Raw genomic sequence first — 25964 nt, 5'->3', positions numbered from 1 at the left:
GTTGTTCGCGCATGTCAGGGTGCTGGTGAGACGATGGTGCCGTGAACGATGCCGAAAACACCCAGAACTCTGCTTCCCAGCCGCTCGATGAGCGCGTCAACAACCGCTCACAGCGGCCCAGTTCCGATGCCTTTAAGACCTTTATGGCCAGCAACTGGGCGCCCAGTGGCCAGGAACTGCCTGCCCGCGACGCCGTGGCCGACTACGCCGCAGCCAGGCGCAAGGCGATCTCGGACCAGTTCAAAGGCGAACGCCTGGTCATCCCCGCGGGCCCGCTGAAGGTCCGGTCCAACGACTGCGATTACCGCTTCCGCCCGCACTCCGGCTTCGCGCACCTGACCGGGCTCGGTCTGGACCATGAGCCGGACGCCGTCCTGATCCTGGAACCGGTTGAGGAAGGAACGGGCGACGACGGCGGGAACCACCGTGCGACCCTCTACTTCCGTCCGCTCGCGGGACGGGATACGGAACAGTTCTACGCAGACTCCCGGTCCGGTGAATTCTGGATCGGTGCGCGCCCCACGCTCGCCGAGTTCGAGGCCCTGCTTGGCCTGCCCACGGCACACATTGATGCGTTGGAAACGGCGATCACGAAGAACGTGGGGGCCCCCGAAATCGGCGGCATCTCCATCCGGCTGGTCCGCAAGGTGGATGAGAACATCGACGCGCTGGTGGATACGGCCCGTTACAACACGGCCAAGGATCCGGAAAACCTGGACCTCGCCGTCCTGGATGCCCTCGACGAAAAACTTTCCGAAGCCCTGTCCGAACTCCGGCTCCTCAAGGATGACTGGGAAGTCGAACAGATGAAGACAGCCGTGGCAGCCACGGTTGAGGGTTTTGTGGAAGTGGTCAAGTCCCTTCCCCGGGCGCTGACGCACGCCCGCGGCGAACGCGTGGTGGAAGGTGCCTTCTTTGCGCGGGCCCGCGAAGTCGGCAATGAACTGGGCTACGACACCATCGCCGCCGCAGGGAACAACGCCACCGTGCTGCACTGGAACCGCAACACGGGGAGCATTCGTGCCGGCGACCTGCTGCTCCTCGATGCCGGCGTCGAAGCCGACTCGCTGTACACCGCCGATGTCACCCGGACCCTGCCTGCCAACGGCACGTTTACGGACATTCAGCGCAAGGTCTATGAAGCTGTCCTGGACGCCGCCGATGCCGGGTTCGCCGCCGCCCGGCCCGGCACCAGGTTCCGGGACATCCACACCGCCGCCACCACGGTTCTGGCAGAACGGCTCGCCGAGTGGGGCTTGTTGCCGGTCAGTGTGGAGGAAGCCATCAGCGTCGAGGGCCAGCAGCACCGCCGCTGGATGCCGCACGGCACCAGCCACCACCTGGGACTGGACGTCCACGACTGTGCTCAGGCCAAGCGCGAGCTTTACCTCGATGGCATCCTCACTGCAGGCATGGTCTTCACCATCGAGCCCGGCCTGTACTTCAAGAACGAAGATCTCGCCATCCCGGCCGAATACCGCGGGATCGGCGTGCGGATCGAGGACGACATCCTGATGACGGCCGATGGTCCGGTCAACCTCAGTGCCGAACTCCCCCGAAAGGCTGCCGACGTCGAGTCCTGGATGGCCGGCATCTACAACGAGGTCGAGCACGCCGCGCACGGCGGCGCCTGAGGCAATGCGCAAACCCCCGCCCCCGGCGTTGAGGGCTGCCCTGCGCCTGGTGAAGCTCCGATAACAGTTTTTGGCAATCGCTTGCCAAAGGTTGACTTCGGTGAATACGCTAGCCGCGGAGAAACAAAATCGTAGACTGTGATCTACATCTCGGGTCTCTGCCGCAGCGTATGTCTTCGAAGGAGAAGTCTCATGGGTATGTCCAAACCACGTCGCCTGGGTGCTGTTGCCGCCGCGACCATTTCCGTCCTGATGCTCGCCGCGTGTGGCGGCTCAGGCGGGTCAGGCGGCACCAGCACCGGGGGTACGGGCGGCAAGGTGGATGGCACCGGGAAAACGCTCAACGTCCTGATGAACGTGACCGCTCAGTATCCCCAGGAGCAGCAGGCCTGGTTCAAGGAGATGAGCACCAAGTTCAAGGCCGAAACCGGGGCCGACATCCAGTGGGAGACGTTCGCCACCGCCAACGACGAAATGACCCGGATCCAGACTTCCGTGGTGTCAGGGCAGGGTCCCGACGTTTACGGCCTGGGCACCACCTTCACTCCAACGGCCTACTCCACCGGGGCCTTCGTCAAGCTCGGTGACAACGAATGGAACCAGCTTGGCGGCAAGGACAAGTTCGTTCCCGCGGCTTTGGGCATTTCCGGCCCCGACAAGGACAACCAGATCGGCATCCCCTTCGTGAGCCGGCCGTTCGTGATGGCCTACAACACCGAACTGCTGGCGGCCGCCGGCATCGAGAAGCCGGCCACCACCTGGGACGAATTCGCCGAACAGGCCAAGAAGCTCACCAAGGGCGATCAGTACGGCGTGGCCGTGGCCTACAAAGACAACTTCGATCCCTGGAAGTACATCTGGGCAATGTCCATCCAGGCCGGCAATCCCATCATTGACGGCAATAAGGTCCGCCTTGACGATCCCATCACCAAGAAGGCCTATGAGACCTACTTCGGCTGGGTGACCAAGGACAAAGTGGTTGACCCTGCCGCGGTTGGCTGGGCCAACCCACAGGCACTGGCAGCATTCGCAGCAGGCAAGGCCGCCTACTTCCCCATGACCTCCCCGTTGTCCATTCCCGCGTTGGACGCCTCCGCGGTCAAGGGCAAGTACAAGTACGCCCTGATGCCCACCGTTCCGCCGGGCGCCACCTCCAACCCGTCCGGGGGCAAGCCGGCGGCCAGCATTCTTTCCGGTGACAACCTTGTGGTTGCGGACTACTCGAAGCAGAAGGACCTCGCCTTCGCGTTCATCAAGATGATCACCGAGAAGGATGTCCAGCTCAACTACTTCAAGGTCTTCGGCCAGCTTCCTGCCAACGCCGACGCGGCGAAGGAACTTGCCAGCAACGAAATGATCGCTCCTGCCCTCGACTCCGGTGCGAAGTCCGTGGCCACTCCCTTCAGTGGCGCCTGGGGCGACGTCCAGCTCTCGCTGACCAACGTGGTGGTTCAGTCCATTCCGGATCTGTCCGCCGGTGCCGTCAGCGATGCCAACCTCGCCCAGCGGCTCAAGGACGAACAGGCCAAGTCGCAGACGGCATTGGACCGGGCCAAGAAGTAAAGCCGACCGGAGAACTGCGGAAGGTTACGGAACATGGCAAGCAGCGTCACCGAGCCCCGGCCGTCGGACAGCAGTCCGGCGGCCGGGCCGGCCGCCGGACCCGGCGGCTCCACACCCGGGGGAAAGCGCCGGAAGGCACTCAGCGAAAAGAACCGGCCGCTGTGGCTGCTGATTCCCGGCGGGTTCCTGATGACGGTCGTCATCCTCATCCCGCTGGCCATGGGCATCTGGATGTCCGTGATCGACCTGGACCAGTACAGCCTGCGGCGCTGGGTCAGTGCCGAATTCATCGGCATCCACAACTACATTGAAGCGGCAACCAGCAGCGACCTGCTCCGCTCGATCTGGCTGTCCGTTTCCTTCGCGGTCATTTCAACCCTGGTGACCATCCCCCTGGGCGTCGCTGCCGCCGTCGTCACGCAGAACGCCTACCGCGGCCGCGCGCTGGTGCGTTCGGTCTTCCTGATTCCCTACGTCCTGCCGTCCTTCGTGGTGGCCAGCGTGTGGCGGACCATGCTGCAACCGGACGGCATCGTGAACGTGACACTGACCAATATGGGCATGGGCGGCGGGCTCTGGCTCAACGGCCCCAACTCGTACTGGACGCTGGTGTGGGTGGAAATCTGGGCGGCGTGGCCGTTCATCTACCTGCTTGCCCTCTCCGGGCTGCAGGCCGTTGACCACGAAGTTCACGAAGCCTCGGCCCTTGACGGTGCGCTCTGGTGGACCAAGCTGCGCTACGTGATCTTTCCCTACTTGAAGGGCCCGGTCTCGCTCGCCTTCCTGCTGGCCACCTTGAATCACATCAATAACTTCACGCTCCCCTACGTCCTGTTTGGCGCGCCGGCCCCGTCGGACGTGAACGTACTACCGATCCTGGTTTACGTCACCAGCTTCCAGAGCTTCCGGTTTGGCCTCAGCGCCGCCATGGCTGTCGTGTCACTGATACTGATCGCCATCCCCCTCTTCATCTACCTGCGCGCAGTCAGGCTTGACGTGCACGAGGGAGGAAAGAAATGACCCTCGACGCAGCGAACCCTATCGAACGGCAGTCCAAGCAGCCCATCCGCCGTGACGCCGCCCTGGAAGTCACACGCCTGATGCCGAAGCCGCTGCTGATCATCATCACGGTCCTGCTGTGTGCCCTGGTGCTGATCCCCATCCTGTACATCTTCCTCGCGTCCCTGAACACGGACGTCGGGGTGGCCAGCGGTGAGTTCTGGCCAAGCAGTTTCTCGCTGGACAGCTATAGCAAGATCTGGGATTCGGTGGGCCTGGCGAAGGCCATCGGGAACAGCCTGATCGTTTCCGGTGCCACGGCCGTGGTTTCCGCCCTGATGGCTATCGGCACAGCCTATGTCCTGGTCAGGTTCGAATTCCGGGGCCGCCTGACGGTTCTGCGGGGCCTGCTGGGCCTGCAGTCCATCCCCGGAACCCTCATGCTTCTGCCCGTGTTTGTGCTGTTCTCCTCGGCGGGAACCTACCTGGGTGTAACGGTCATCGGTACACTCTGGGGGCTCTTCATCGCCTACCTGACCTTCGCCCTGCCGTTCTCCACCTGGGTCATGGTCACCTACCTGCGCGGACTTCCGCGGGAACTGGAGGAGGCGGCACGCATCGACGGCGCTTCCAACCTTGGAATCCTGTTCCGGATCATCATTCCGCTCAGCTGGCCCGGAATCATCGTTTCTGCAATCTTCGCCTTCCTGCTTGGCTGGAACGATGTCCTGTTCGCGTCGGTCTTCACCCGGCCGGACACCCACACCGCGGCCGTGGCGCTGCAGGTCTTCGCCTCGGCGGTTGAAGGCGGAGCGATCCCCGTGTATTCGCAGATGATGGCCGCATCGCTGGTGTGCGCCGTCCCTGTGGTGGTGCTGTACTTTATGTTCCAGAAGTACCTCGTGGGCGGCCTGACGGCAGGCAGTGTCAAGTAGCCCGCAGCGTCACATAGCGGCAGCGTCAAGTAGCCCGCAGCGTCACATAGCGGCAGCGGCGCCCGGAAAAAGGTCCGGCAAAACCTCCAGCCGGGCACGCAAAAAGAACTCCGTCCCTTCGGCAGACACCCGGGTGGGGACGGAGTTCTTCTGTTGACGTGCGGGCCCGCACGGACTGCCCGGGTGGGCCGTCTACGGCGTGGGCTCGCCTGAATCCTTCGGGGATTCCGCCGGGGCGTTGTTCCGGGCGTGGGGCTCACCGGCGGTGTGCTGGCCGGGACCTGCACTGCCCGCGGCCGGCTGATCGCTGACGCGGACCCCGTACTGGGGCCGGCCGTCAGGAAGGTCGGGGTAGCGGACGGCTGCAACGGGAGCCTTGGCCGGCTGCTGCGCATCCTCGGCGGGCGCAGGCTGCCCGGGTTCTGCCGTGTGGCCGGCACCCTGCTGACCGTAGGGGTCATTCCAGCCAGCGGGCCGGGCGGGGGCCTGTCCCGGCTGGTGCGCCTGACCCTGCTGGCCGTGTTGTTGCGGCTGCTGCTGGCCCGGCTGGCCATACTGCGGATTGTGGTAACCCGGTCCGCTGTAGGGGGTGGCTGCTGCGTCTGAGCGCGTCATCGGCAACTGCTGCAGGAGCCTGCGGGCCTCATGGGCGGCTTCCACGGACACCACAACGTCGTAGTTCGTGGCCACCACCTGGCTGGTCGAGGTGAAGTCGCGCTTGCCCCTTTGCATGGCGTAGGTGACGATGCCGAACAGCATAAAGAAGGCGGCGCCCATCAGCACCGACGCCAGGATGGAGAAGGAGCCGGCGGACGGGGCGAAGAAGGACAGCATGACGCCGACAAACAGGCCGAACCACATACCGCTGAGTGCGCCGGAGAGCGCCACCCGGGGGTAGCTGAGGCGGCCGGTGACCCGCTCCACCATTTTGAGTTCGTTACCCACGATGGACACCATCTGGACCGGGAACTGCTGGTCCGCGAGGTAGTCCACCGCTTTCTGGGCATCCAGATAGGAGGTGTACGAGCCGACGGTGTCACCGACCGGAACCATGCGGGCGTCGTCGGGCCCGTTAGGGCTACCGGCCTTGGGAGCACCAAAGATGTTTGACATACACCCATTCTTGCCCATCAGCATGTGTGCCGCCTGAAATTCAGCTAAAAGAGAGCAGACTCGGTAGCCTGTAGGCGTGAGTACAAATCTTTCGCGCGTCTTTGTGGCCCGCCTTCTGGGTCTTGATGTCTTCGACCCCTTGGGCGACCGCCTGGGCCGGCTGCGCGATGTTGTGGTGCTCTCCCGCGGCAGCCGGGGCGCACCGCACGTGGTGGGCATCGTCGTCGAAGTTCCCGGCAAGAAGCGCGTTTTTGTTCCCATGACCCGTATTACCTCGATCGACCAGACCCAGATCATTTGTACCGGGCTGGTCAACCTGCGCCGCTTTGAGCAGCGCGGCGCGGAGACCCTGGTGGTCGCCGAAATGTTTGACCGCCGGGTCACCCTCCGGGACGGCAGCGGCGATGCCACCATCGAGGACATCGCCATGGACCAGCACCGCTCCGGCGACTGGTTCGTCAGCAAACTTTTCGTCCGCCGCGGCCATTCGCTTTCCCCGCTTAGCCGGCTGCGGCGCAATGAGACCATGATCATCGACTGGGCTGACGCCCTGCAGGGTCCGCGGACCGAACCGCAGGCGGCCACCCAGTTCGTGGCCAACCATGAGGACCTCAAACCTGCGGACTTTGCCGATGCGCTGCAGGAGATGAGCGACAAGCGGCGCTTCGAGGTGGCCAGCGAGCTCCAGGACGAACGGCTCGCCGATGTCCTGCAGGAGCTCCCGGAGGACGATCAGGTGGAGATCCTTTCGGCCCTCGACCTCCAGCGCGCAGCCGATGTCCTGGAAGAGATGGACCCGGACGACGCCGCAGACCTTCTCGGTGAGCTGCCTTCGGCCCAGGCGGAGCAACTGCTGCAGCTGATGGAACCCGAGGGCGCCGAGGACGTCCGGCGTCTGCTCGAATACGATGAAGACACCGCCGGTGGCCTGATGACGCCGGTCCCGGTCATCCTTCCCCCTGAGGCAACGGTGGCCGAAGCCCTCGCCCACGTCCGGCGCGAGGAGCTGTCCCCCGCACTGGCCTCATCGATCTTTATTGCCCGGCCACCGCTGGAGACGCCCACCGGACGTTTCCTGGGGGTGGTTCACATCCAGCAGCTCCTGCGGTTCCCGCCGTTTGAACCGCTGGGGAACCTGGTGGATAAAAACCTTGAGCCGCTGTCCGACCAGGCCCACATCAGTGAAGTCGCCCGGACCCTGGCAACCTACAACCTGAACTCCCTTCCCGTGGTCAACGACGACGGCCGCCTCGTGGGGGCGGTGACTGTTGATGACGTCCTGGATCATCTGTTGCCGGATGATTGGCGCGCCTATGATGGCGAAGCCCCGATAAGAAAACTTGGAGGCCGCATTGGCTGAGACCGGCCCCTCAAAGAATTTCGCCCAGCCAAAAAACTCCACTCAGCGCGGCTCCGCCAAAGTTCCTGCCAAGGGCGGCCTGGATACGCCGTTGAGCGGCCGGCAGCGAATGCTGCCGAAATTCGCACCCAACCCTGACGCTTTTGGCCATGCCACCGAAGGCTTCGCCCGATTCATGGGTACGCCGCAGTTCCTGGTGTACATGACAATCTTCGTGGTGGTCTGGCTTGGCTGGAACACGTTTGCGCCGGAACAGTGGCAGTTTGACTCGCAGGCGCTGGGCTACACGTTGCTCACGCTTATGCTGTCCCTGCAGGCGTCCTATGCCGCCCCCCTGTTGCTGCTTGCCCAGAACCGGCAGGACGACCGGGACAGGGTGTCACTCCAGCAGGACCGGCAGCGTGCGGAGCGCAACCTGTCGGACACCGAGTACCTCACCCGCGAGCTCGCTTCGCTGCGCATCGCCCTGCGGGAAGTGGCCACGCGCGATTATGTCCGCGCCGAGCTGCGATCGCTCCTGGAGGACTTACTCGAAGCGCAGGAGGAGTTGCGTACCCACGATCCCGCCGGCTCCGCCAGCCACGAGTCGCCCCGCGACAAGGTCAAGGAAAAGCTGAAGGAAAAACGCGACAAACAGCGGGGCCCCCGCACACAGCAGCTGCCGCGGACCAAACCCGGCCACGCCGCCACCGGGGCCGCGTCCGGCGGGAGCACAGAGCAAGTCCCGGCCGCCCCGAAGCACACCACTACCCCGGAAAGCTGAGCCCTGCCCGCATGAGCAACACCTTGGAGCAGGCAGTCCACGCTGCACTGGCCACCGTCATCGATCCTGAGCTCCGCCGTCCCATCACGGAACTGGGCATGGTGGAATCGGTGGACGTTGATGCCGGCGGCAGGGTGAAACTTGCTGTGCTGCTCACCATCGCCGGCTGCCCGCTGCGGGGCACCATCACGGCGGACTCCGAACGGGCGCTGTCCGCCGTGCCGGGTGTGACGGCCGTGGAGGTTGACCTGAAGGTGATGAACCAGGCTCAGCGTGATGCCTTGAAGGAGCAACTGCGCGGCGCCGGGAGCCAGCGCGGCATTCCGTTTAACGAGCCCGGGTCGCTGACGAAGGTCTTCGCCGTTGCCAGCGGAAAGGGCGGCGTGGGCAAGTCTTCCCTCACCGTCAATCTCGCGTGTTCCCTCGCTGCCCAGGGCCTCCGCGTTGGCATTGTGGACGCGGACGTCTACGGCTTTTCCGTCCCGGGGCTCATGGGCATCACCCAGCCGCCCACCCGTGTGGACGACATGATCCTGCCCCCCGTGGCTTACGGCGTGAAGGTCATCTCCATCGGCATGTTTGTCCGTGGCAACCAGCCTGTTGCCTGGCGGGGGCCCATGCTCCACCGCGCCTTGGAGCAGTTCCTCACCGACGTCTACTTCGGCGACCTTGACGCCCTCTTCCTGGACCTCCCGCCCGGCACCGGCGACATCGCCATTTCAGTGGCCCAGCTGCTGCCCAAGGCCGAGATTTTGGTGGTGACAACACCCCAGGCCGCGGCAGCCGACGTCGCCGAGCGCGCGGGCGCCATCGCGACCCAAACGGGGCAGTCGGTGGCCGGCGTCATCGAGAACATGTCCTACCTGGAAATGCCCGACGGCGGGAGGATGGAACTGTTTGGAAGCGGCGGCGGGGCGGTCCTCGCCGAACGGCTCACTGCGACGGTGGGCACCGACGTTCCGCTGCTGGGACAGATCCCGTTGGACATCCTGCTGCGTGAGGGCGGCGATGCCGGTGAGCCGATTGTGCTTGGCCGGCCGGAAACGCCGGCGGCCGTTGCCCTAAACGCCATCGCGGGGAAGCTCGCCGCCAAACCACGGGGCCTGCCGGGCATGAAACTAGGCCTGCAGCCGCGCTGAAGCCTGGCACCGGGAAACCGGGAACCGACTACGTGGCCTCGGTGTCGAACGGAGCTGCTGCGCCCGGCGGCAAAGTCTGGACCACGCGTTGGGGCCGGGCCGGTGCACTGCCGGCGGCAGCCACAGCGGTGCCTGTGACAGCCGCCACAGCGGCGGGAGCCCCGGAGCTGACGGGTTTGGTGTCGTCGTCCAGCAGCGCTTCCTTGATGATGCGGCGCGGATCGTACTGCCGGGGATCGTACTTCTTCCAGTCGACATCATCGATGTCGATCCCCACTTCTTCTTTGATCTGCTCACGGGCCCCGGAGGCCATCCGGCGGACTTCCTTGACCAGGTTCGCCAGCTTCTGGGTGTATTCGGGCAGCCGTTGGGGACCGATCACCAGGATGCCGATAATCAGGAGCACAAAGAACTCAGGGCCGTTGATTCCAAACACGTTAGGAAGATTACCCTCTCCGAAGCCGCTCTGACGATTCGTGTCCGCCGGGCCGGGTACGTGCCAACATTACCCCGCCAAAATCTCTCCAAATTTGCGGATTCCCCGTTCCAGCCTGGCCGCCGGCGATTCCTCACCGGCAACCGGGGAGGCCGCCCCTGACGCGATGCCGGCGTCGGCCTCAACACCTTCCGCCGCCACTGAACTGAGCCGCTGGAACACCGGGAGCGTGGCCTCGGCGCGGTCTGCGGGGAGGTCGGACTCCACGGAGAACGTGCCCGCGGACGTGGCATACGTAGCCGTCCAGGGAACCGTGCCGGTCACCTCAAATTCGCCGGTGGCCGCGGGCGGAGCGGTGGGGTGCTGTTCCACCACGGTGGCGTAGTGCTGCCCGTCCGAAAGGTGCAGCTCCACGGCCGGCATGCCGTTGCGTGTGACGGCGTTGGCACTGCGGATCCGGAAACCCAGCGACTCCAGCCCCGGGCACACCCACCCTTCGGCACGAAGCGCAGACAGCTGCGGGGCCGTGAGCGCCCTGCCGTCGGCGGGCAGCTGGGTGGCGTGCTGCATCAGGCTGCCGTTCATAGCCGCGCCCGCCGCGGGTAGGGTGTCTCCTGCCAGCGCGAATGCGCCGACGGCAAGAATCCCGGCCGCGGCAGCCGTCCCGCCGGCGGCGAGGGCAAGTGCCCGCACTCCGGGGTGCCGGCTCTGGGCAGGTTCCGGTGCGGCCGCGAGCAGGTGGGTCCGGGCCAGCAGGCGGGCTGTCAGATCATCGCTGGCCGGGGGCACGGCCGATTCACGGAGCCGCTCGATGTATTGACGTTCGCGCTGGACGGTCGCAGCGCACTCCGTGCAGCACTGCAGGTGTTCTGCTCCGCGGTGGTGCCGGCGGCCAAAAGGGTTCTGAGGCGTCATGGTGCCGATCAGAGGATGCTGGCGATGCGCGGCAGCGACAGCTTTGGCTTCCGGCCCTGCTGCGGCCGGGGATCCCGGTGTGCCAGTTTCTCGCGGAGCATGGTCCGGCCCCGGTGGATCCGTGAACGCACGGTGCCAAGCTTTACTCCCAGTGCCGCGGCCACTTCATCATAGGAAAGGCCTTCCAAGTCGCACAGGACGACGGCGGCGCGGAAGTCCGGCGGCAGCTCCTCCAGGGCGGCCTGAACATCAAGGTCCAGGTTGTTCAGCTCGAAGCTCTGCTCCGGACCGGGCTCGCGCCCGGGGATCCGGGCCTCCGCATCCTCGCCCAGGGCATCGAAGCGGATCCGGCTCTTGCGGCGTGCCTGGTCCAGGAACAGGTTGGTGGTGATCCGGTGCAGCCAGCCGTCGAGGGTTCCCGGCTTGAAGTTCTCCAGGGAGCGGAAGACGCGCACGAACACTTCCTGGGTGAGGTCCTCGGCGTCGAACTTGTTTCCGGTCAGCCGGTACGCGAGCCGGTACACCTTCGCAGAGTGGTTGGCCACCACTTCTTCCCAGGTCGGCCTGACCCAGGCGGCGGAAAGTTCTGTTGCAGGGACAGGTGTCACATCTGATGCTGACATCGTCCACTCCCATCGTGGATTGCTATCGCCCGGATACTGTTGACATCTCTGGTTCGGCGCCGATCACCTCGCGGATGAGCGGATCTCCATCATTTCAAAGTTGACTGGGAATTTCCTGATCAGAGCAGCCCTTCAGCCGACGGCGCAAAGGATTACTTCCACTGCCCGCACCACCGGACACAGTAGGCTGTACTAAACACTCCCCTGCGCCTAGAAAGCGAATCCCCCATGAGCGCCGACAAGTCCACGAGCTGGTCCTATGCTGAAGATCTGCCCGCCGAGGACGAAGTCATGGTGCGTGCCAGGGAGCGGTCCTTCGAGCTGGGGGTGACCCCGATCGGGACGGGCGTCGGTGCTGTCCTGACGGTGCTGGCTGCAGGGTCCAAAGCCCAGACCGCCGTCGAAATCGGAACAGGGGCGGGCGTCTCCGGTGTCTGCATTCTGCGGGGCCTGGGTCCGCACGCGGTGCTCACCACCATCGACGTTGACGTGGAGCACCTGAAGGCTGCCCGCGAGGCGTTTTCGGAGGCCGGCAGCCCGGCGAACCGCACCCGGACCATCTCCGGCCGGGCGGGCGACGTCCTGCCCCGCCTGACCGATGCTGCCTATGACCTGGTCTTCATTGACGCCGACAAGCCCGGCCTGCCCGGGTACGTGGAGCAGGCGGTCCGGCTCCTGAAGACCGGGGGGCTGCTGATCATCAACGACGCCCTGGACAAGGACCGCGTCGCCAACCCTGCCGCCCGCGATGCCAACACCGTGGTTTTGCGTCAGGTGGGCAAAACGATCCGCGACGACGACCGCCTGGCCTCTGCCATGCTGCCCACCGGCGACGGCCTGTTGGTCGCCGTCAAGAGATAGAACAGTCAAGAGACAGCACCGTCAAAAAACAGAACAGGGCCCGCAGCCTGTAGCTGCGGACCCTCGCCCCACGGGATCAACCGGTCCCGAAATTATTCGGTAACGCCCACGAGGCATTCCTTAAGGTTGGCCGCCTCAGCAGCGTTGAGTTCCACCACAAGCCGTCCGCCGCCTTCGAGCGGTACGCGCATGATCAGGCTGCGGCCCTCCTTGGTGACTTCCATAGGGCCGTCGCCCGTGCGTGGTTTCATAGCCGCCATGAGGAATTTCCCCTCCATTTAGTCCCAGGACATAGCAGCCCGGGCGGGCTGTGTCCGCGTGGTCAAATCAAGCCGCTATGGCGGCCCGTACTGATGCCGCCATTGCTGAACATTCTGAATCCTGTTGTCCCTGCTTACTCCCTATTATCCTGTAATTACCCGCACGTAGCTAATCGATGGACATTTACGGCCGCGTCGGATTCTCCGATCCCGGGGCGCGGGACCGCTTACCGTCACGGGGGATAATCGCCGCCACCCGGGAGCGGTGCCCATGCCCAGAGCCAGACAATCCACACGACCTGGAGCAGCACAAACATGGTCAGGACGGTGCCGCGGTACGCCTTCGAACGGGACAGCATCGCCGCCCCGAGTGCCAGCGGAAACAGCGGGAGCAGCATGCGGAATGTACTGGTCTGGGGGTCCAGGAATACCAGGAGGTACCCCATGTAGCACGCGCACCACAAGCGCAACTCCGTGCCGAGCCGGAGCACCGGCCGGGCGAAAAGCAGGAGTGCAAAGAGTCCCGCAAAAACGAACGGCGCCAGGATACCCAGGACCGGGCCGAACAGGTCCACGCCGGTATCGAACCATGGCTTGAAGGGCACCAGGCTGTGGCCGCGCCAAACGGTTTCGGTCTTGGTATAGGCGGCCATGTCGCCGGTGGCAACCCATGCCGCGACGGGCCAGGAGAGGGCCGCTGCGCCGCATACGGCGGTAAGCCCGGCAAGGGACACCAGCCCGCGGATGCTGTGGGATCCCTCGGGACCTTTGCGGATCCGTTCCGCGGCCCCGGCGATCAGGAGTACTCCCAGCATGACCGCAAATGGGACGCCCACGGGGCGGGACAGGCACAGGAGGACCACCGCCGGCATGGCCCACCCGTAACGCTGCCGGATAACCAGCAACAGCGTGATGGCCAGCAGGAGGATGGTAAGCGGTTCCGCGTACGGAACCTGAAGGATGGCCGAGGCGGGAAAGGTTGCGAAGAACGCCGTTCCCCACAGGGCCGTGCCATGTGATGCCCTGTGCCGGAACAGGGAGTAAACGGCAAGGGCGGCCGCAAGGCCCGCGAGCATCGCCACAACCGTCAGACCCGCCGCCGGGCTGGCCCCGGTCACCTCTGACAGTATCCGCCCCAGCGCGGGGAAGAGCGGGTAGAAGGCCCAGGCGTTTTCCTGCACATTGCCCGCTGCATCGGTGGGCAACGACGAGGGGTACCCGTCAGTGATGATCCGGCCGTACCACCGCGCATCCCAAATGTTGATGAAATTCCAGTAGTCAGGTTTGGAGGGTAGCCAGGGATTGGGCCCCTGATGCCGGGCAGCGGCAATAAAAATGCAGGCACTGACCAGGCGGGCCGCGACGTAGAGGACTGCTACCTGGAGCCACCACGGCCACCGCCCGATGGCACCGGCGGCGCGGGCCCGCAGGGCAGCGACCGGCGCCGTCGGGCCCGTCCTGTCCCCCGTGTCAGCGCTCAAGCGCCGGCCTCCGGGGCAGCGGCCCGTTCCGCATCGAGCAGCCGGGCCCGCAGTTCCGCCAGTTCGGCGTCCTTGGACGCCAGTTGGTCCCGCAGTTCGTCCAGGACCTGGTCCACCTGATCCATCCGGTAGCCCCGCAGGCCCAGGGAGAACCGGACGTTATCGACGTCGGCCGGTGCCGCGTCCGCGGGCAGCAGCACCGGCGGCAGGTTGGCCGGGGGCTGGGTGAATCCGCCATAGAGCAGCTCCGCGCCCGGAGGGTCGGCCGCAGGTTCGGGGCTGGAATCCCGGCCGGTGATGCGCCGGAAGCCGGCCAGGAAGCTGTGGGAACCACCGGCGCCGGCCCAAATCGTGGCACCGACCAGCACAACGGCGATGAAAACCAGGAAAAAACTCACAGCACCCATCGTGCCAGATCACGGCCCACGGACTACTCGGGCCGCTGTTCCCCGTTGCTTGAGGGGGTGGGAACCGGGCCATGCAGCACCAGGTCCACGGCTTCAGCGGGATCGTCCACCACCTGGATCAGATCCAGGTCCTTTTCCGAGACCATGCCCTCGGCCACCAGCGTGCCGCGGATCCATTCGATCATCGGCCCCCAAAAGTCCACGCCCAGAAGCACGATCGGGAAGGACGTCACTTTCCGGGTCTGGACCAGGACCATGGCCTCAAAAAGTTCATCCAGGGTCCCCAGTCCACCGGGCAGGACGATGAAGCCCTGGGCATATTTGACGAACATGGTCTTCCGGGCAAAGAAGTAACGGAAGTTGATGCCGAGGTCCACCCACTGGTTCAGGCCCTGCTCGAACGGCAGTTCAATGCCCAGCCCAACGGACACACCGTTCCCCTCCACGGTGCCGCGGTTGGCCGCCTCCATGGACCCCGGGCCTCCGCCGGTGATGACGGCTACCCCGGCGGCCGCGAGGTGACGCCCCACCGCCATACCCATTTCATAGAACGGGCTCCCGGGTTTGGTGCGCGCCGAACCGAACACGCTGACAGCCGGCCCCAGGTCCGCGAGCGCTCCGAAACCTTCCACGAATTCGCTTTGGATCCGCAGGACGCGCCACGGATCAGAGTGGACGAACTGTCCTGCGCCCTTGGTATCAAGCAAATGCTGATCGGACATTTCCACAGCTGCCTGTTTGCGGCGCAGTTCCAGGGGACCCTTACGGCGCGGCTGAGTGGATTTTGCCGGATCTGCGTTGATGCTCATCCCCCTAGGCTAGTGCCCCCGTCCCGTTGCCGCGGCAGGTATCTCTTGAATCACGATTCCGCGGGAACATGGCGTGATTCCCGTCATAAGCAGTCTTTGTTCGCTAGATTCTTCTTATGACTACTCATGTGCCCGGCGACGCGCTCGTCTCCCTGAATGGTGTGAATAAGCATTATGGCCAGCTGCACGTTCTGAAGGACATCAATCTTCAGGTCAAGAAGGGCGAGGTGGTGGTTGTCATCGGGCCCTCAGGCTCGGGCAAGTCCACACTGTGCCGTGCCATCAACCGCCTGGAAACGATTGAGGGCGGCACCATCAGCATTGACGGCAAAGTGCTGCCGGAAGAAGGCAAGGAGCTGGCTCAGCTGCGCGCCGACGTCGGCATGGTTTTCCAGTCCTTCAACCTTTTCGCGCACAAGACGATTCTTGAGAACGTGACCCTGGGCCCCATCAAGGTCAAAGGGGTGGCCAAAGGGCAGGCGGACAAGGAAGCCATGGCCCTGTTGGAGCGCGTGGGCGTCGGTCACCAGGCGCCCAAGCTCCCGGCCCAGCTTTCGGGCGGCCAGCAGCAGCGTGTGGCCATTGCCCGCGCCCTGGCCATGAAGCCCAAGGTCATGCTCTTCGATGAGCCCACCTCAGCGCTGGACCCCGAAATGATCAACGAGGTCCTGGACGTCATGATCCAGTTGGCGAAGGAAGGCATGACCATGGTGGTGGTCACGCACGAAATGGGCTTCGCCCGGAAGGCTGCTGACCGCGTGGTGTTTATGGCCGACGGCCAGATCGTCGAGGACGCCACCCCAGAGGAATTCTTCACCAACCCGAAGAGCGACCGCGCCAAGGACTTCCTGTCCAAGCTGCTCACCCACTGATTTTTCCAGCACCCATTACCCACTCCAACTCGCATCCGGGCCGCGACTTGCGGCCCACCAATGAAAGGAATGTCATGATGGCATTTATGACCCGCCGGAAGTCGTTCTTCGTGGCGGCCAGCGCCGCCCTGGCACTGTCCCTGAGCGCATGTGGCGGCTCTACCCCCGGCACAACGACCAACCCGACGGTTGCCGAGAAGCCGTCGTTTGCCGCAGGCACCACCATGGCGAAGCTTTCCAGCGCAGGCACCATCAAGATCGGCACGAAGTACGATCAGCCCCTCTTCGGCCAGGTCGGCCTGGACGGAAAGCCCGTCGGGTTTGACGTGGAAATGGGCAAACTCATTGCTGCCAAGCTGGGTATCCCGGCGGACAAGATCGAATGGTCCGAGACCGTGTCGGCCAACCGCGAACCCTTCATCGAACAGGGCAAGGTTGACCTCGTCATCGCCACGTACACCATCAACGACAAGCGCAAGCAGGTTGTCAGCTTTGCGGGCCCGTACTACGAAGCCGGCCAGGCCCTCATGGTCAACAAGGACAACAACACCATCAAGAAGCCCGAAGATGTCAAGGGCAAGAAGGTCTGTTCCGTGACCGGCTCAACCCCGGCCGCCACCATCGTGGACAAGTACGGAGCCGAACTCGTTCCGGCAGCGACCTACTCCGCCTGCCTCGAGCCGCTGCGCAACAAGCAGGTTGAAGCCATCACCACGGACAACGTGATCCTGGCCGGCTTTGTGGACAAGGAACCGGACGCCTTCAAGCTTGCCTCGGATGAGACCTTCACCAAGGAGCCCTACGGCATCGGCCTGAAGAAGGACGACGCCGAGTTCCGCAACTGGATTGACGACCAGCTTGAGGCATTCGCCAAGGACGGGTCCTACAAGAAGGCCTGGGAAGCCACCGCAGGTTCGGTCATCAAGACCGCCCCTGAGCTTCCCGCCATCGTCCGTTACTAGGCAGCACCGCTACCCTGTAGCCTCCCCAGTTTCCGGGGCGTACGCATCACAGCGGACGCCCCGGAAGCTGCCAGCCTGGTTTACGCCCACTACGCCCAGAGCCGAAGGATCCTATGGACGTCATCATTCACAACCTCCCCCTCTACTGGGAAGGCCTTCTGCGCACCCTCTTCCTCTCTGTCGTCTCCGGGATCATCGCGCTCATTGTCGGAACACTCCTGGCTGCTGCCCGGGTCTCCCCCATAGCGGCCCTCCGCGGATTCAGCACCGTGTACGTGGAAGTCCTCCGCAACACACCCCTGACCATTGCCTTCTTCTTCGCAGCGATTGTCCTCCCCCGCCTCGGCGTTAAGTTTGAGCAGTTTGAGATCGCAGCCATCATCGCGCTCAGTGCCTACACCGCGGCATTCATCGCCGAAGCCGTCCGCTCGGGCGTCAACAGCGTCCCCATCGGCCAGGCCGAGGCAGCGCGCAGCATCGGCATGAAGTTCGGCCAGGTCCTCTCGCTCATCATCCTGCCGCAGGCCCTTCGGACCGTGATCCCGCCGCTGATCAACATCCTGATCGCCCTGGTCAAGAACTCCTCGGTGGCCGGTGCGTTCTTCGTGCTTGAACTGTTCGGCTACGGCCGCCAGATGGCCAACGCCAACGGTGACCAGGTCATGGCCGTGCTGCTCGGCGTGGCATTCTTCTATCTGCTGCTCACCGTCCCGCTGGGCATCCTTGCCAGCACGGTGGAACGAAAGGTGGCGATTGCCCGATGACTTCAGTCCTCTACGACGTACCGGGCCCGAAGGCCCGCCGGATCTCCCTCATCGGTTCCATCATCGGAACAGTGATCATCCTGGGCCTGTTGGCCTTCATCATCATGACGCTCGCTCAGCAGGGTATTTTCGAAGGCCGCCGCTGGGCCATCTTCACCCGGGCCGATGTCTGGACACTGCTTGGCAACGGCATCGGGGCCACCCTCAGCGCCGCCGCCATCGCGGCTGTCATTGCTTTCCCGCTGGGCCTGATGCTGTGCCTGCTGCGCATCTCCCTGGTCGCCTGGATCCGGATCCCCACCCGGGTGGTGCTGGAGTTCCTGCGCGGCATGCCCGTTGTCCTGATGATGCTGTTCGTCCTGCTGGTGTTCGGCACCAGCTCGTTCATCGCAGTGATCGCCGGGCTTGTCCTCTACAACGCTGCGATCTTCGCGGAAATCATCCGGGCAGGCATCCAGTCGCTGCCCAAGGGCCAGCGGGAGGCAGGCCTGACCATTGGCCTGACCAGCTTCCAGTCCCGGATGCTGATCGAGCTGCCCCAGGCTATCCGGCGCATGATGCCGTCACTGGTTGCCCAGCTGGTGGTCCTCCTGAAGGACACCTCGCTGGGCTACATCGTGGCCTACGGCGAACTGCTCCGGGCCGTGCAGGTCATGGCGGACTTCCTGGGTAACGCGTTCCTGTTCCCCATCTTTTTCGTCGCCGCCGCAATCTACATCGCGATCAACATCACGGTTTCCCGGATAGCGGTCTGGATCGAGCGCCGCGGGTCGAACAAGACCGCGGGCGGTGTGGCGAAGGCACCCACCGCCGTCGTTGCACCGGAACTCAAGTAGCCCATCGCCCACACAGAGGAGGGTCCGCAGCCAACTGGCTGCGGACCCTCCTCTGTGTGCGCGCTATGTGCGTCTAAGGCGGCAGCTACTCCGCCAGCCAGCTCCGCAGCACCCTGAGGCACTCGCGGATGGCATCGGCGTCGACGTGTTCCTCATCCTTATGGGCCAGCAACGGATCACCGGGGCCAAAGTTCACCGCCGGGATCCCCAGTTCACTGAAACGCGCGACGTCGGTCCAACCGTATTTGGGTTTGGGCTCGGCTCCGACCGCGGCCACGAAGGACGCGGCAGCCGGATGGTTCAGTCCGGGACGCGCGCCCGCGGCAGCGTCCGTGCGCACCACCTCGAACCCCGCCAGCAGCTCCCGGACCACGGCCTCAGCCTGCTCCGGAGACTTGTCCGGGGCGAAGCGGTAGTTGATCTCCACCACGCACCGGTCCGGAATGACGTTTCCCGCGGTGCCGCCGTTGATCTTGACGGCGTTGAGGCTTTCCCGGTAGTCGAGGCCGTCCACGTTGATGGTCTGCGGTTCGTAGGCTGCCAGCCGGGCAAGGATGGGGGCGGCGGCGTGGATGGCGTTGCTGCCCATCCACGCACGTGCGGAATGTGCCGCCTCCCCCACCGTCGTGGCTTCGAAACGGCTGGTGCCGTTGCAGCCGCCCTCCACGGTGCCGTGCGTCGGCTCCAGGAGGATGGCAAAGTCGCCGTCGAGGAGGTCGCCATGGTTGCGCACCAGGCGCCCCAGTCCGCTTTTGACCGCTTCCACTTCCTCATGGTCATAAAACACAAAGGTGACGTCCCGCCCCGGGACGGCCCCGCCGTCGAACATGGTGGCCGCAAGCGCGAGCTGCACCGCAACCCCGCCCTTCATGTCCGTGGCGCCACGCCCGTAAAGGACGCCCTTCCCCGGAGTGCCGGAATCCCAGGTTGACGGGACCGTGCCGCGCGCGCCGGGGGTGGTGGGCAGCGGCACTGTGTCCAGATGCCCGGCAAGAATGACGCGTTCCGGCCGGCCCAGCTCCGTGCGCGCAATAATCGAGTCGCCGTCGCGGACCACACGGAGCTCCGGAATGGCCCGAAGCGCCACGTCAACGGCGTCCGCCAGGTCCTTCTCGTTCCCGGACACACTGTTGATGTCCATCAGGGCGGCGGTCAGCACCGCAACGTCCTGGCTGAGGTCTAAAGGAGCGGTGGTCGGTTCAGGGGCGGTTTCGGCAGTCACGTTGCCAGTCTAGTTCGAACCCCGCGCCCTGCTCTCGCTAGACTGGGGGCATGACTGAGACCGCTACTTCCGCCGTGCCCGAAGACCAGAATGCAAGCTCCGAAGACCGCTCCGCTTACGGCTTCGGCCTGGCGACCATCGCCACAGCCGGCGGACAGGCCACTGTCCTGGATGTCTGGTTCCCTGCACCGGCCCTGGGCATTGCGGCCGACAGCCTGCGTGCCGTGGAGAACGCGGACGCAACCCTCCTCCAGCTCGCCGAAGAGGGAACCGACGCGGACCGCGGGACCGACCAGAAGGTGGTCTTCGCCCAGATCAACCTTGATGAAGCACCGGCGGACACCGTGGACGCCTACCTCCGCCTGCACCTGCTCTCGCACCGGCTGGTGCAGCCCAACACCATCAACCTGGACGGCATTTTCGGCAAGCTCCCCAACGTTGTCTGGACCAACTTCGGCCCCGCCGCCGTGGAGGGCTTTGAACTGACCCGCGCCAGGCTGCGCCGCCGCGGGGCCGTGACGGTCTACGGGATCGACAAGTTCCCGCGCATGGTGGACTACGTCGTACCCTCCGGTGTCCGGATCGCCGACGCCGACCGTGTCCGCCTGGGCGCCCACCTCGCGGAGGGCACCACCGTAATGCACGAAGGCTTCGTGAACTTCAACGCCGGCACCCTGGGCGCCTCCATGGTTGAAGGCCGCATCTCCGCCGGTGTGGTCACCGGCGACGGCAGTGACGTGGGCGGCGGCGCCTCCATCATGGGTACCCTCTCCGGCGGTGGCAAGGAGCGGATCGCCGTCGGTGAGCGTGTCCTGCTGGGCGCCAATTCCGGCGTCGGCATCAGCATTGGCGATGACTCCGTGGTGGAAGCCGGCCTCTACGTGACCGCCGGCACCCGCGTTCGTGTTCCGGGGCCCAAGGACGAGGTGGGCGAGGACACCACCAAGATCGTCAAGGCCGCAGAGCTCTCCGGCGTCCCCAACCTGCTCTTCCGCCGCAACTCCACCACGGGCGCCGTCGAAGCCCTGCCGCGCAAGGGGCAGACGGTGGAACTGAACGACGCCCTCCACGCCAACTGACACGGTGCTAACCAGGGGCCGTGGCTTGCGGCGCGCCACGGTACTCCTGCTCGCCCTGGCACTCCTGGCAGGGGGCATCTATACGGTGGTGGCCGTCGTGCAGCGTTCCGAGACATTGGTTGCGGAACGCTGCACGGCCGACGTCGGAACGCAGCACGCCGAGCTCGCCACCGACCAGACGGTCAACGCAGCGCTGATTACCGCCGTCGCCGTGCAGCGCGGCCTTCCGCCGCGGGCAGCCAGCATCGCCTTGGCTACCGCGATGCAGGAATCCAAGTTGCGCAACATCGATCACGGCGACCTCGCCGGGCCCGACTCCCGGGGGCTGTTCCAGCAGCGCCCGTCCCAGGGGTGGGGAACCGAAGAGCAGATCATGGATCCCTACTATGCGGTCAACGCCTTCTACGACGCGCTGGTGAAAATTCCCGGCTACGAGTCCCTGGACATTACCGACGCCGCGCAACGCGTGCAGCGCTCGGCCTTTCCCCACGCCTACGCCCAGCACGAGGAGATGGGCCGGTCCTTTGCGTCTGCGCTATCCGGCCAGACGCCCGCGGCTCTTCAGTGCACGCTGCGCGCCCCGCAGGAGCCAGGTCAGCCCGAAACGGTGGACGCGGAACTCGCTCGGGCCTACGGTGCCCTGGAAACCGCCGTCGAGGGCAAGTCGCTGGTTGTGGACGCGGCCAGCAGTGAGGCCTGGTCCGTGGCGCAGTGGGCCGTGGCAAACGCCAAGGACCTGGCCGTGACACGCGTCGATGTTGCCGGCCATAGCTGGGTCCGGAAGGACCAGGCTGGCTGGCAGGTGGCTGACGTCCCGGCCGGCCAGGTCCGGATCACCGTAGCGCCCACGAAGTAGGAGAGCGCTCAGTTGCTGCCGGAACGGCCATGTGCCAGGCCGGTTGGGAAGCCGACCAGCACCGGTTCCGGAGCGGAGCAGCAACCGGCGTCCTGTGTGGCCGCCGGGGTTGCCGGAGTGTCGCAACTGGTGCCGCCGTCAGTGGAGCACACCCCGGTCTCCGGCAGTTCGAGGTGGACGGTGTCCGCTGCGGCCTGGTCACCGGCGAGGGCCGCCACGACCGACCGGACCTGTTCGTAGCCGGTGGCCAGCAGGAAGGTCGGCGCGCGGCCGTAGGACTTCATGCCCACGATGTAAAAGTCTTTGTCCGGATGGGCCAGCAGCTTCGCGCCGTGCGGGGCGACGGTTCCGCAGGAGTGGAATTCAGGGTCGATCAGCGGGCCCAGCCCGGTGGGTGCCTCGACGGCGGGGTCCAGGCTCAGGCGCAGTTCGCGCAGGATGTCCAGGTCCGGGCGGAAGCCGGTGCAGGGGATGATGACATCAACGTCCAGGAGACGTCCATCCACGGATTCGACACTTACGCCTGAGTCCAGGGATTTGAGCGCCGAGATGCCGAATCCGGTGTGCAGTTCGATGGTCCCGGCCTCGACAAGGCGGCGGAGCCGGGAGCCGAGCTGGCCGCGGGCAGGCAGTCCGTCGGCGTCTCCGCCGCCGTACACCTTCTCGGCTGAGGGCCCGCGCACGGCCCACACGATCGCCGTGTCAGGTTCTTCCTGGGCCAGGCCGGCCAGGTTGATCAGCGTGTTGGCGGCCGAGTGCCCCGCCCCGACAACCAGGACCCGGCGGCCCGCGAATGTGCCGCGGTCCCGGCCTGTGACGTCCGGCAGGGGCGAGGCAATCCGCTCCGCGGCGGACTCCTCGCCGCTGGCGGGAAGCCCCGACGTGCCGAGCGGATTGCGGGTGGACCAGGTTCCGGACGCGTCGATGACGCCGGCCACCGCGTGGTCCCGGACTTGCCCGTCCTGGTGCTCGACCCGGACCACGAACGGGGTGGTCCCGCGGTTGCGGGTGTGCGTCTTGTCCATGCCCTGGCGCGTGACGGCCAGGACCCGGGCACCGGTCTGCAGCCGTGAACCGATGGCCGGGATGGCGGCGAGCGGGGCGAGGTAGTTGTCGATGAGTTCCCCGCCGTACGGGAGCGCCGTGGGCCGCGTCGGAACCCATCCGGTCGGCTCGAGCAGGCGGACCGCGGCGGCGTCGAGGTTAAACCGCCACGGTGAGAACAGCCGGATGTGGCGCCACTGCTCAATGGCAGCCCCCGCCGTCGGACCGGCCTCGAAGATCAGCGGCTGGAGGCCGCGTTCGAGCAGGTAGGCCGCGGCGGCGAGACCGACGGGTCCGGCACCGATGACGGCAATGGGAAGGTTTTTCAGTGAATCCATGGTGCGCGCTGCTTCTTCCGTTGGCGGGGCGGGGCTTTTATTTGGCAGCCGGGATGCTCATGCGGTTACCCCTTGGGTTCATTGACGTTCGTCGATACAGCGAGTATATCGACGCATGTCAATATTCGCGAATGACGGGTTCCGGCGGCGTGCAGGCCCTGCAGTCCAAGCGCTGGCGGATCCCAGCCGGCGGCGGCTGCTCTCCATCGTGAAGGCCGAGCCCGCCGGGGAGTCCCGCGTGTGCGACCCGACGGGACCACTGGACCTGGGCCAGCCCGCCGGACCGGGCGCCGACCTAAGCGAGGATTTCCACCACCGGCTGGACGTAGCTGCGGAAGAGCTCGGGCTGTGACATGAGGTTGTGGCTCATGAGGATCTTGTCCGGTTCCAGGTACCAGGCCCGCTCTTCGTTCAGCGGCAACTCGATGATGGTCAGGTTGAAGTCCCGCGCCTCCCGGCCAACCTCCATCAGCCGGTCGTCCACGATGTCACCCAGGAGCTGGTCGGTGCCACTGGCCACCCGTTCCGCCTCCAGGCGGGTGTATTCGCTCCGGCGTTCCCGTGCCCAGGTCAGGGCGGCACCGAAGTGCGCCTGCAGGACACGCTGGAGGGCCGGGGAGTTGCCGAAGGCCTCAAATGCCGGCGGGGAGAGTTCCGGCGCGGTCTGCGGATGGGCCTTGAGCAGCTGCTCCCACCAGGCTTCCCACTCGGTCTTCAGCGCACTTACCCCGCCCACATCGGCAGTCAGATGCGAATGGTCGGCCTGCCGGACCTTCGGGGCTGCGTGACAAAGTGCGGGATGGCCCGCCCCGTCCAGGCCTGCCGCATCGCGGACAAACAGCGCGATCATCAGGGGTCCGGACGTGTCCGTTGTGATCTGCCAGCCGGGACCACCTGTTTGATTCATCCCAATTCCTCCTTTGGCCTGCCCCTGCCGGGTTCCGGCCGCTCCGCTCCCCCGGCTCCCAGTCTATTCCGGATGGCGGCGGACGGTAGTGTCAGCCGGCCAGGCTCCACACGTGCCGGTCAAGGACATCACGGCACATCTGCGCAGTCATCCATTCGGGTTGGAGGAGGGCGTGCATGCACAGCCCGTCGAGCGTCGCCAGCAGTCGCTCCGCTTCCACCGTGAGCCGGTCCTGATCCTCACCGTCGCCGCGGACCAGGGCCGTGATCACCTGTCCGACGACGGCGGCCACCTCGCGGTGGCTGCGGTCGGCTTCCGCTGCGAGCACGGGCCGGATCCTGGCCGCGTTTTTGAAGGCCATCCATACGCACGCATCCACGGCGCGGTCTTCGTCAAGGGGCAGGAATTCACCCAGCAGGGTTAAAACGGCCTCCCGCCGGGACTCCGATCGGGGTTCACTCTCCAGCATCGCCGGCAGTCCCGCCGTAAGCCTTGCCAGGATCCGGTCCACCACCGCAGCGAAGGAGAAGCGGAGCAGTTCGTCGCTGCCCGCGAAGTAGTGCCGGACGGACCCGACGGCCAGGCCTGCTTCGTCGGCCACCTCCCGCAAGGAGGCCCGTTCCAGCCCGTCCACGGCGATGATCCTGAAGACCGCTTCGACAATTTCCGCGCGCCGGGCTTCGGCATCAACAATTTTGGGCACTACTACTATTTAGCACGCCCGTGCTGTAATCCGTTCATCGACGGAATTGGGATAGCGTGGGGGCATGAAAATTCTGGTCACAGGCGGCACCGGCTATATCGGTTCGCACACTGTTTTGTCCCTTCAGGAAGCCGGTCACGATGTGGTGGTGATCGACAACCTGGTGAACTCCAGCGAGGAATCGCTGCGGCGCGTCGCCGAACTCACCGGCAAGACCGCGGACTTCCACAACGTGGATCTCGTGGACGAGGCAGCAGTGGACAGCGTTTTCGCAAGCAACCGGATCGACGCCGTCATTCACTTCGCGGGCCTGAAGGCCGTGGGCGAATCCGTCCGTGAACCGCTGAAGTACTACTACAACAACCTCGTGGGCACGCTGAACCTGATCAGGGTCATGGACCGCCATGACGTGCGCTCCATTGTCTTCAGTTCCTCCGCCACCGTCTACGGCGAGCACAACCCCATTCCCTACGTGGAGAAGATGGAAATCGGCGCCAACAACCCGTACGGCCGCACCAAGGAGCAGATCGAGGACGTCCTCTCGGACCTTGGCGCCGCGGACAGCCGCTGGCACATCGCACTGCTGCGTTACTTCAACCCGGTGGGCGCGCACCCGTCCGGCCGCATCGGCGAGGACCCCCAGGGCATCCCCAACAACCTGGTGCCCTTCATCGCCCAGGTGGCCGTGGGCCGCCGCGAGAAGCTCATGGTGTTCGGCGGGGACTACGACACGCCTGACGGAACGTGCCTGCGCGACTACATCCACGTCGTCGACCTCGCCGAAGGGCACGTCGCCGCCCTCAACCACGTGGCGGACCGCGCGGGAGTCTTCCGCTGGAACCTCGGTTCAGGCAAGGGCTCCTCCGTGCTGGAGGTCCTGCGGTCCTTCGAGAAGGCGGTCGGGAAACCGATCCCCTATGAGATCACCGGGCGCCGGGCCGGCGACCTTCCCGCATTCTGGGCGGACGCCACCTCCGCCCTGGCCGACCTCAGCTGGTCCACCACCAAGACCGTGGACGAGATGTGCGAGGACCACTGGCGCTGGCAGAAGAACAACCCGCTGGGCTACTCGACCTAAACAGC

General features: G+C 65.3%; 27 protein-coding genes. 15 read left to right on the top strand and 12 right to left on the bottom strand.

Translation table 11 applies throughout. The features are described from left to right. Nucleotides 1-41 precede the first annotated feature (41 nt). From PY310_RS01570 to PY310_RS01555, 4 genes are all read left to right on the top strand, one after another. Nucleotides 42-1634 carry an aminopeptidase P family protein gene (locus PY310_RS01570; protein ID WP_275212385.1) on the top strand — a complete coding sequence of 531 codons (1593 nt, stop codon included), beginning with the start codon at nt 42-44 and terminating at the stop codon, nt 1632-1634. Between the two features lie 192 nt (nt 1635-1826). Continuing rightward, the gene (locus PY310_RS01565) at nt 1827-3197 is read left to right on the top strand and encodes an ABC transporter substrate-binding protein (protein WP_414004225.1); all 1371 of its coding nucleotides are present in this window, start codon (nt 1827-1829) and stop codon (nt 3195-3197) included. A 33-nt stretch (nt 3198-3230) separates the two neighbouring features. After that, nucleotides 3231-4217 carry a carbohydrate ABC transporter permease gene (locus tag PY310_RS01560; protein ID WP_275212383.1) on the top strand — a complete coding sequence of 329 codons (987 nt, stop codon included), beginning with the start codon at nt 3231-3233 and terminating at the stop codon, nt 4215-4217. A gap of 80 nt (nt 4218-4297) precedes the next feature. Beyond that, on the top strand, nt 4298-5131 hold the full coding sequence (locus PY310_RS01555; RefSeq protein WP_275212486.1) for a carbohydrate ABC transporter permease: 834 nt from the start codon (nt 4298-4300) through the stop codon (nt 5129-5131). Between the two features lie 192 nt (nt 5132-5323). On the opposite strand, the gene PY310_RS01550 is transcribed toward PY310_RS01555, so the two are convergent. After that, nucleotides 5324-6244, bottom strand: a complete 921-nt coding sequence (locus PY310_RS01550) for a YflT domain-containing protein (protein WP_275212382.1) — start codon at nt 6242-6244, stop codon at nt 5324-5326. A gap of 76 nt (nt 6245-6320) precedes the next feature. Between PY310_RS01550 and PY310_RS01545 the strand changes: the two genes are divergently transcribed. From PY310_RS01545 to PY310_RS01535, 3 genes are all read left to right on the top strand, one after another. Next, nucleotides 6321-7604 (top strand): magnesium transporter MgtE N-terminal domain-containing protein, encoded by a 1284-nt coding sequence (locus tag PY310_RS01545; RefSeq protein WP_275212381.1) that lies wholly within the window; start codon nt 6321-6323, stop codon nt 7602-7604. A gap of 109 nt (nt 7605-7713) precedes the next feature. Beyond that, the gene (locus PY310_RS01540) at nt 7714-8367 is read left to right on the top strand and encodes a DUF1003 domain-containing protein (RefSeq protein WP_419095437.1); all 654 of its coding nucleotides are present in this window, start codon (nt 7714-7716) and stop codon (nt 8365-8367) included. Nucleotides 8368-8378: 11 nt separating this feature from the next. After that, the gene (locus PY310_RS01535; protein ID WP_275212379.1) at nt 8379-9506 is read left to right on the top strand and encodes an Mrp/NBP35 family ATP-binding protein; all 1128 of its coding nucleotides are present in this window, start codon (nt 8379-8381) and stop codon (nt 9504-9506) included. Nucleotides 9507-9534: 28 nt separating this feature from the next. Here the strand turns inward: PY310_RS01535 and PY310_RS01530 are convergent, their stop codons facing one another. The 3 genes from PY310_RS01530 to sigE form a co-directional block, all read right to left on the bottom strand. Then, a complete protein-coding gene (locus tag PY310_RS01530) occupies nt 9535-9942 on the bottom strand; it encodes a twin-arginine translocase TatA/TatE family subunit (protein ID WP_275212378.1) in 408 nt (135 codons plus the stop codon). Between the two features lie 69 nt (nt 9943-10011). Further along, a complete protein-coding gene (locus tag PY310_RS01525; RefSeq protein ID WP_275212377.1) occupies nt 10012-10857 on the bottom strand; it encodes an anti-sigma factor in 846 nt (281 codons plus the stop codon). Nucleotides 10858-10865: 8 nt separating this feature from the next. After that, nucleotides 10866-11480, bottom strand: a complete 615-nt coding sequence (gene sigE / locus PY310_RS01520; protein WP_275212376.1) for an RNA polymerase sigma factor SigE — start codon at nt 11478-11480, stop codon at nt 10866-10868. 228 nt (nt 11481-11708) lie between these two features. Here sigE and PY310_RS01515 point away from each other — a divergent pair, with 228 nt between their 5' ends. Further along, the gene (locus tag PY310_RS01515; RefSeq protein ID WP_275212375.1) at nt 11709-12341 is read left to right on the top strand and encodes an O-methyltransferase; all 633 of its coding nucleotides are present in this window, start codon (nt 11709-11711) and stop codon (nt 12339-12341) included. Nucleotides 12342-12433: 92 nt separating this feature from the next. Here the strand turns inward: PY310_RS01515 and PY310_RS01510 are convergent, their stop codons facing one another. The 4 genes from PY310_RS01510 to PY310_RS01495 form a co-directional block, all read right to left on the bottom strand. Further along, nucleotides 12434-12601: a DUF3117 domain-containing protein gene (locus PY310_RS01510; protein ID WP_009357720.1), complete on the bottom strand. Its 168-nt coding sequence runs from the start codon at nt 12599-12601 to the stop codon at nt 12434-12436. A gap of 233 nt (nt 12602-12834) precedes the next feature. After that, a complete protein-coding gene (locus tag PY310_RS01505; protein WP_275212374.1) occupies nt 12835-14082 on the bottom strand; it encodes a hypothetical protein in 1248 nt (415 codons plus the stop codon). Further along, complete coding sequence (locus PY310_RS01500; protein ID WP_275212373.1) at nt 14079-14489, bottom strand: DivIVA domain-containing protein; 411 nt, start codon at nt 14487-14489, stop codon at nt 14079-14081. The genes PY310_RS01505 and PY310_RS01500 overlap by 4 nt, the downstream gene beginning before the upstream one ends. A gap of 23 nt (nt 14490-14512) precedes the next feature. Next, entirely contained in the window at nt 14513-15298 is a 786-nt protein-coding gene (locus tag PY310_RS01495; RefSeq protein ID WP_275212372.1) for an LOG family protein, read from the bottom strand. Nucleotides 15299-15414: 116 nt separating this feature from the next. On the opposite strand from PY310_RS01495, the gene PY310_RS01490 reads away from it, so the two are divergent. From PY310_RS01490 to PY310_RS01475, 4 genes are all read left to right on the top strand, one after another. Continuing rightward, nucleotides 15415-16170 carry an amino acid ABC transporter ATP-binding protein gene (locus tag PY310_RS01490; protein ID WP_275212371.1) on the top strand — a complete coding sequence of 252 codons (756 nt, stop codon included), beginning with the start codon at nt 15415-15417 and terminating at the stop codon, nt 16168-16170. A 74-nt stretch (nt 16171-16244) separates the two neighbouring features. After that, complete coding sequence (locus tag PY310_RS01485; RefSeq protein ID WP_275212370.1) at nt 16245-17132, top strand: glutamate ABC transporter substrate-binding protein; 888 nt, start codon at nt 16245-16247, stop codon at nt 17130-17132. Nucleotides 17133-17245: 113 nt separating this feature from the next. Further along, nucleotides 17246-17896, top strand: a complete 651-nt coding sequence (locus PY310_RS01480) for an amino acid ABC transporter permease (RefSeq protein WP_275212369.1) — start codon at nt 17246-17248, stop codon at nt 17894-17896. Further along, on the top strand, nt 17893-18732 hold the full coding sequence (locus PY310_RS01475) for an amino acid ABC transporter permease (RefSeq protein WP_275212368.1): 840 nt from the start codon (nt 17893-17895) through the stop codon (nt 18730-18732). Before PY310_RS01480 ends, PY310_RS01475 begins: the two co-directional genes overlap by 4 nt. A gap of 85 nt (nt 18733-18817) precedes the next feature. Here PY310_RS01475 and dapE read toward each other — a convergent pair whose 3' ends face one another. Further along, nucleotides 18818-19954, bottom strand: a complete 1137-nt coding sequence (gene dapE / locus PY310_RS01470; protein ID WP_275212367.1) for a succinyl-diaminopimelate desuccinylase — start codon at nt 19952-19954, stop codon at nt 18818-18820. Nucleotides 19955-20004: 50 nt separating this feature from the next. On the opposite strand from dapE, the gene dapD reads away from it, so the two are divergent. Further along, nucleotides 20005-21033: a 2,3,4,5-tetrahydropyridine-2,6-dicarboxylate N-succinyltransferase gene (dapD, locus tag PY310_RS01465; protein WP_275212366.1), complete on the top strand. Its 1029-nt coding sequence runs from the start codon at nt 20005-20007 to the stop codon at nt 21031-21033. Between the two features lie 25 nt (nt 21034-21058). Beyond that, complete coding sequence (locus PY310_RS01460; protein WP_275212365.1) at nt 21059-21889, top strand: transglycosylase SLT domain-containing protein; 831 nt, start codon at nt 21059-21061, stop codon at nt 21887-21889. Between the two features lie 8 nt (nt 21890-21897). On the opposite strand, the gene PY310_RS01455 is transcribed toward PY310_RS01460, so the two are convergent. From PY310_RS01455 to PY310_RS01440, 3 genes are all read right to left on the bottom strand, one after another. Continuing rightward, nucleotides 21898-23271 carry an NAD(P)-binding protein gene (locus tag PY310_RS01455; RefSeq protein WP_275212364.1) on the bottom strand — a complete coding sequence of 458 codons (1374 nt, stop codon included), beginning with the start codon at nt 23269-23271 and terminating at the stop codon, nt 21898-21900. 295 nt (nt 23272-23566) lie between these two features. Beyond that, the gene (locus PY310_RS01445; RefSeq protein WP_275212363.1) at nt 23567-24178 is read right to left on the bottom strand and encodes a hypothetical protein; all 612 of its coding nucleotides are present in this window, start codon (nt 24176-24178) and stop codon (nt 23567-23569) included. Between the two features lie 91 nt (nt 24179-24269). Next, the gene (locus tag PY310_RS01440) at nt 24270-24881 is read right to left on the bottom strand and encodes a TetR/AcrR family transcriptional regulator (RefSeq protein ID WP_275212362.1); all 612 of its coding nucleotides are present in this window, start codon (nt 24879-24881) and stop codon (nt 24270-24272) included. A gap of 64 nt (nt 24882-24945) precedes the next feature. Here PY310_RS01440 and galE point away from each other — a divergent pair, with 64 nt between their 5' ends. Further along, nucleotides 24946-25959 (top strand): UDP-glucose 4-epimerase GalE, encoded by a 1014-nt coding sequence (galE, locus tag PY310_RS01435; RefSeq protein ID WP_275212361.1) that lies wholly within the window; start codon nt 24946-24948, stop codon nt 25957-25959. The last annotated feature ends 5 nt before the right edge of the window (nt 25960-25964 follow it).

Source organism: Pseudarthrobacter naphthalenicus, assembly GCF_029076445.1.
In the GTDB taxonomy this organism is placed as follows: Bacteria; Actinomycetota; Actinomycetes; order Actinomycetales; family Micrococcaceae; genus Arthrobacter; species Arthrobacter naphthalenicus.
The sequence above is the reverse complement of the archived record's forward strand: the minus strand, read 5'-3'. Positions and strand labels throughout refer to the sequence as shown.

Excerpts from the sequence above, each read along its gene's own strand:
- PY310_RS01555 (WP_275212486.1), top strand. The coding sequence starts at position 4,298 with ATGCCGAAGCCGCTGCTGATCATCATCACGGTCCTGCTGTGTGCCCTG.
- PY310_RS01525 (WP_275212377.1), bottom strand. The coding sequence starts at position 10,857 with ATGACGCCTCAGAACCCTTTTGGCCGCCGGCACCACCGCGGAGCAGAA.
- PY310_RS01550 (WP_275212382.1), bottom strand. The coding sequence starts at position 6,244 with ATGTCAAACATCTTTGGTGCTCCCAAGGCCGGTAGCCCTAACGGGCCC.
- PY310_RS01455 (WP_275212364.1), bottom strand. The coding sequence starts at position 23,271 with ATGGATTCACTGAAAAACCTTCCCATTGCCGTCATCGGTGCCGGACCC.
- dapD (WP_275212366.1), top strand. The coding sequence starts at position 20,005 with ATGACTGAGACCGCTACTTCCGCCGTGCCCGAAGACCAGAATGCAAGC.
- PY310_RS01445 (WP_275212363.1), bottom strand. The coding sequence starts at position 24,178 with ATGAATCAAACAGGTGGTCCCGGCTGGCAGATCACAACGGACACGTCC.
- PY310_RS01490 (WP_275212371.1), top strand. The coding sequence starts at position 15,415 with ATGACTACTCATGTGCCCGGCGACGCGCTCGTCTCCCTGAATGGTGTG.
- PY310_RS01480 (WP_275212369.1), top strand. The coding sequence starts at position 17,246 with ATGGACGTCATCATTCACAACCTCCCCCTCTACTGGGAAGGCCTTCTG.
- sigE (WP_275212376.1), bottom strand. The coding sequence starts at position 11,480 with ATGTCAGCATCAGATGTGACACCTGTCCCTGCAACAGAACTTTCCGCC.
- PY310_RS01560 (WP_275212383.1), top strand. The coding sequence starts at position 3,231 with ATGGCAAGCAGCGTCACCGAGCCCCGGCCGTCGGACAGCAGTCCGGCG.
- PY310_RS01515 (WP_275212375.1), top strand. The coding sequence starts at position 11,709 with ATGAGCGCCGACAAGTCCACGAGCTGGTCCTATGCTGAAGATCTGCCC.
- PY310_RS01565 (WP_414004225.1), top strand. The coding sequence starts at position 1,827 with ATGGGTATGTCCAAACCACGTCGCCTGGGTGCTGTTGCCGCCGCGACC.
- PY310_RS01510 (WP_009357720.1), bottom strand. The coding sequence starts at position 12,601 with ATGGCGGCTATGAAACCACGCACGGGCGACGGCCCTATGGAAGTCACC.
- PY310_RS01535 (WP_275212379.1), top strand. The coding sequence starts at position 8,379 with ATGAGCAACACCTTGGAGCAGGCAGTCCACGCTGCACTGGCCACCGTC.
- galE (WP_275212361.1), top strand. The coding sequence starts at position 24,946 with ATGAAAATTCTGGTCACAGGCGGCACCGGCTATATCGGTTCGCACACT.
- PY310_RS01500 (WP_275212373.1), bottom strand. The coding sequence starts at position 14,489 with ATGGGTGCTGTGAGTTTTTTCCTGGTTTTCATCGCCGTTGTGCTGGTC.
- PY310_RS01495 (WP_275212372.1), bottom strand. The coding sequence starts at position 15,298 with ATGAGCATCAACGCAGATCCGGCAAAATCCACTCAGCCGCGCCGTAAG.
- PY310_RS01475 (WP_275212368.1), top strand. The coding sequence starts at position 17,893 with ATGACTTCAGTCCTCTACGACGTACCGGGCCCGAAGGCCCGCCGGATC.
- PY310_RS01540 (WP_419095437.1), top strand. The coding sequence starts at position 7,714 with ATGCTGCCGAAATTCGCACCCAACCCTGACGCTTTTGGCCATGCCACC.
- PY310_RS01485 (WP_275212370.1), top strand. The coding sequence starts at position 16,245 with ATGATGGCATTTATGACCCGCCGGAAGTCGTTCTTCGTGGCGGCCAGC.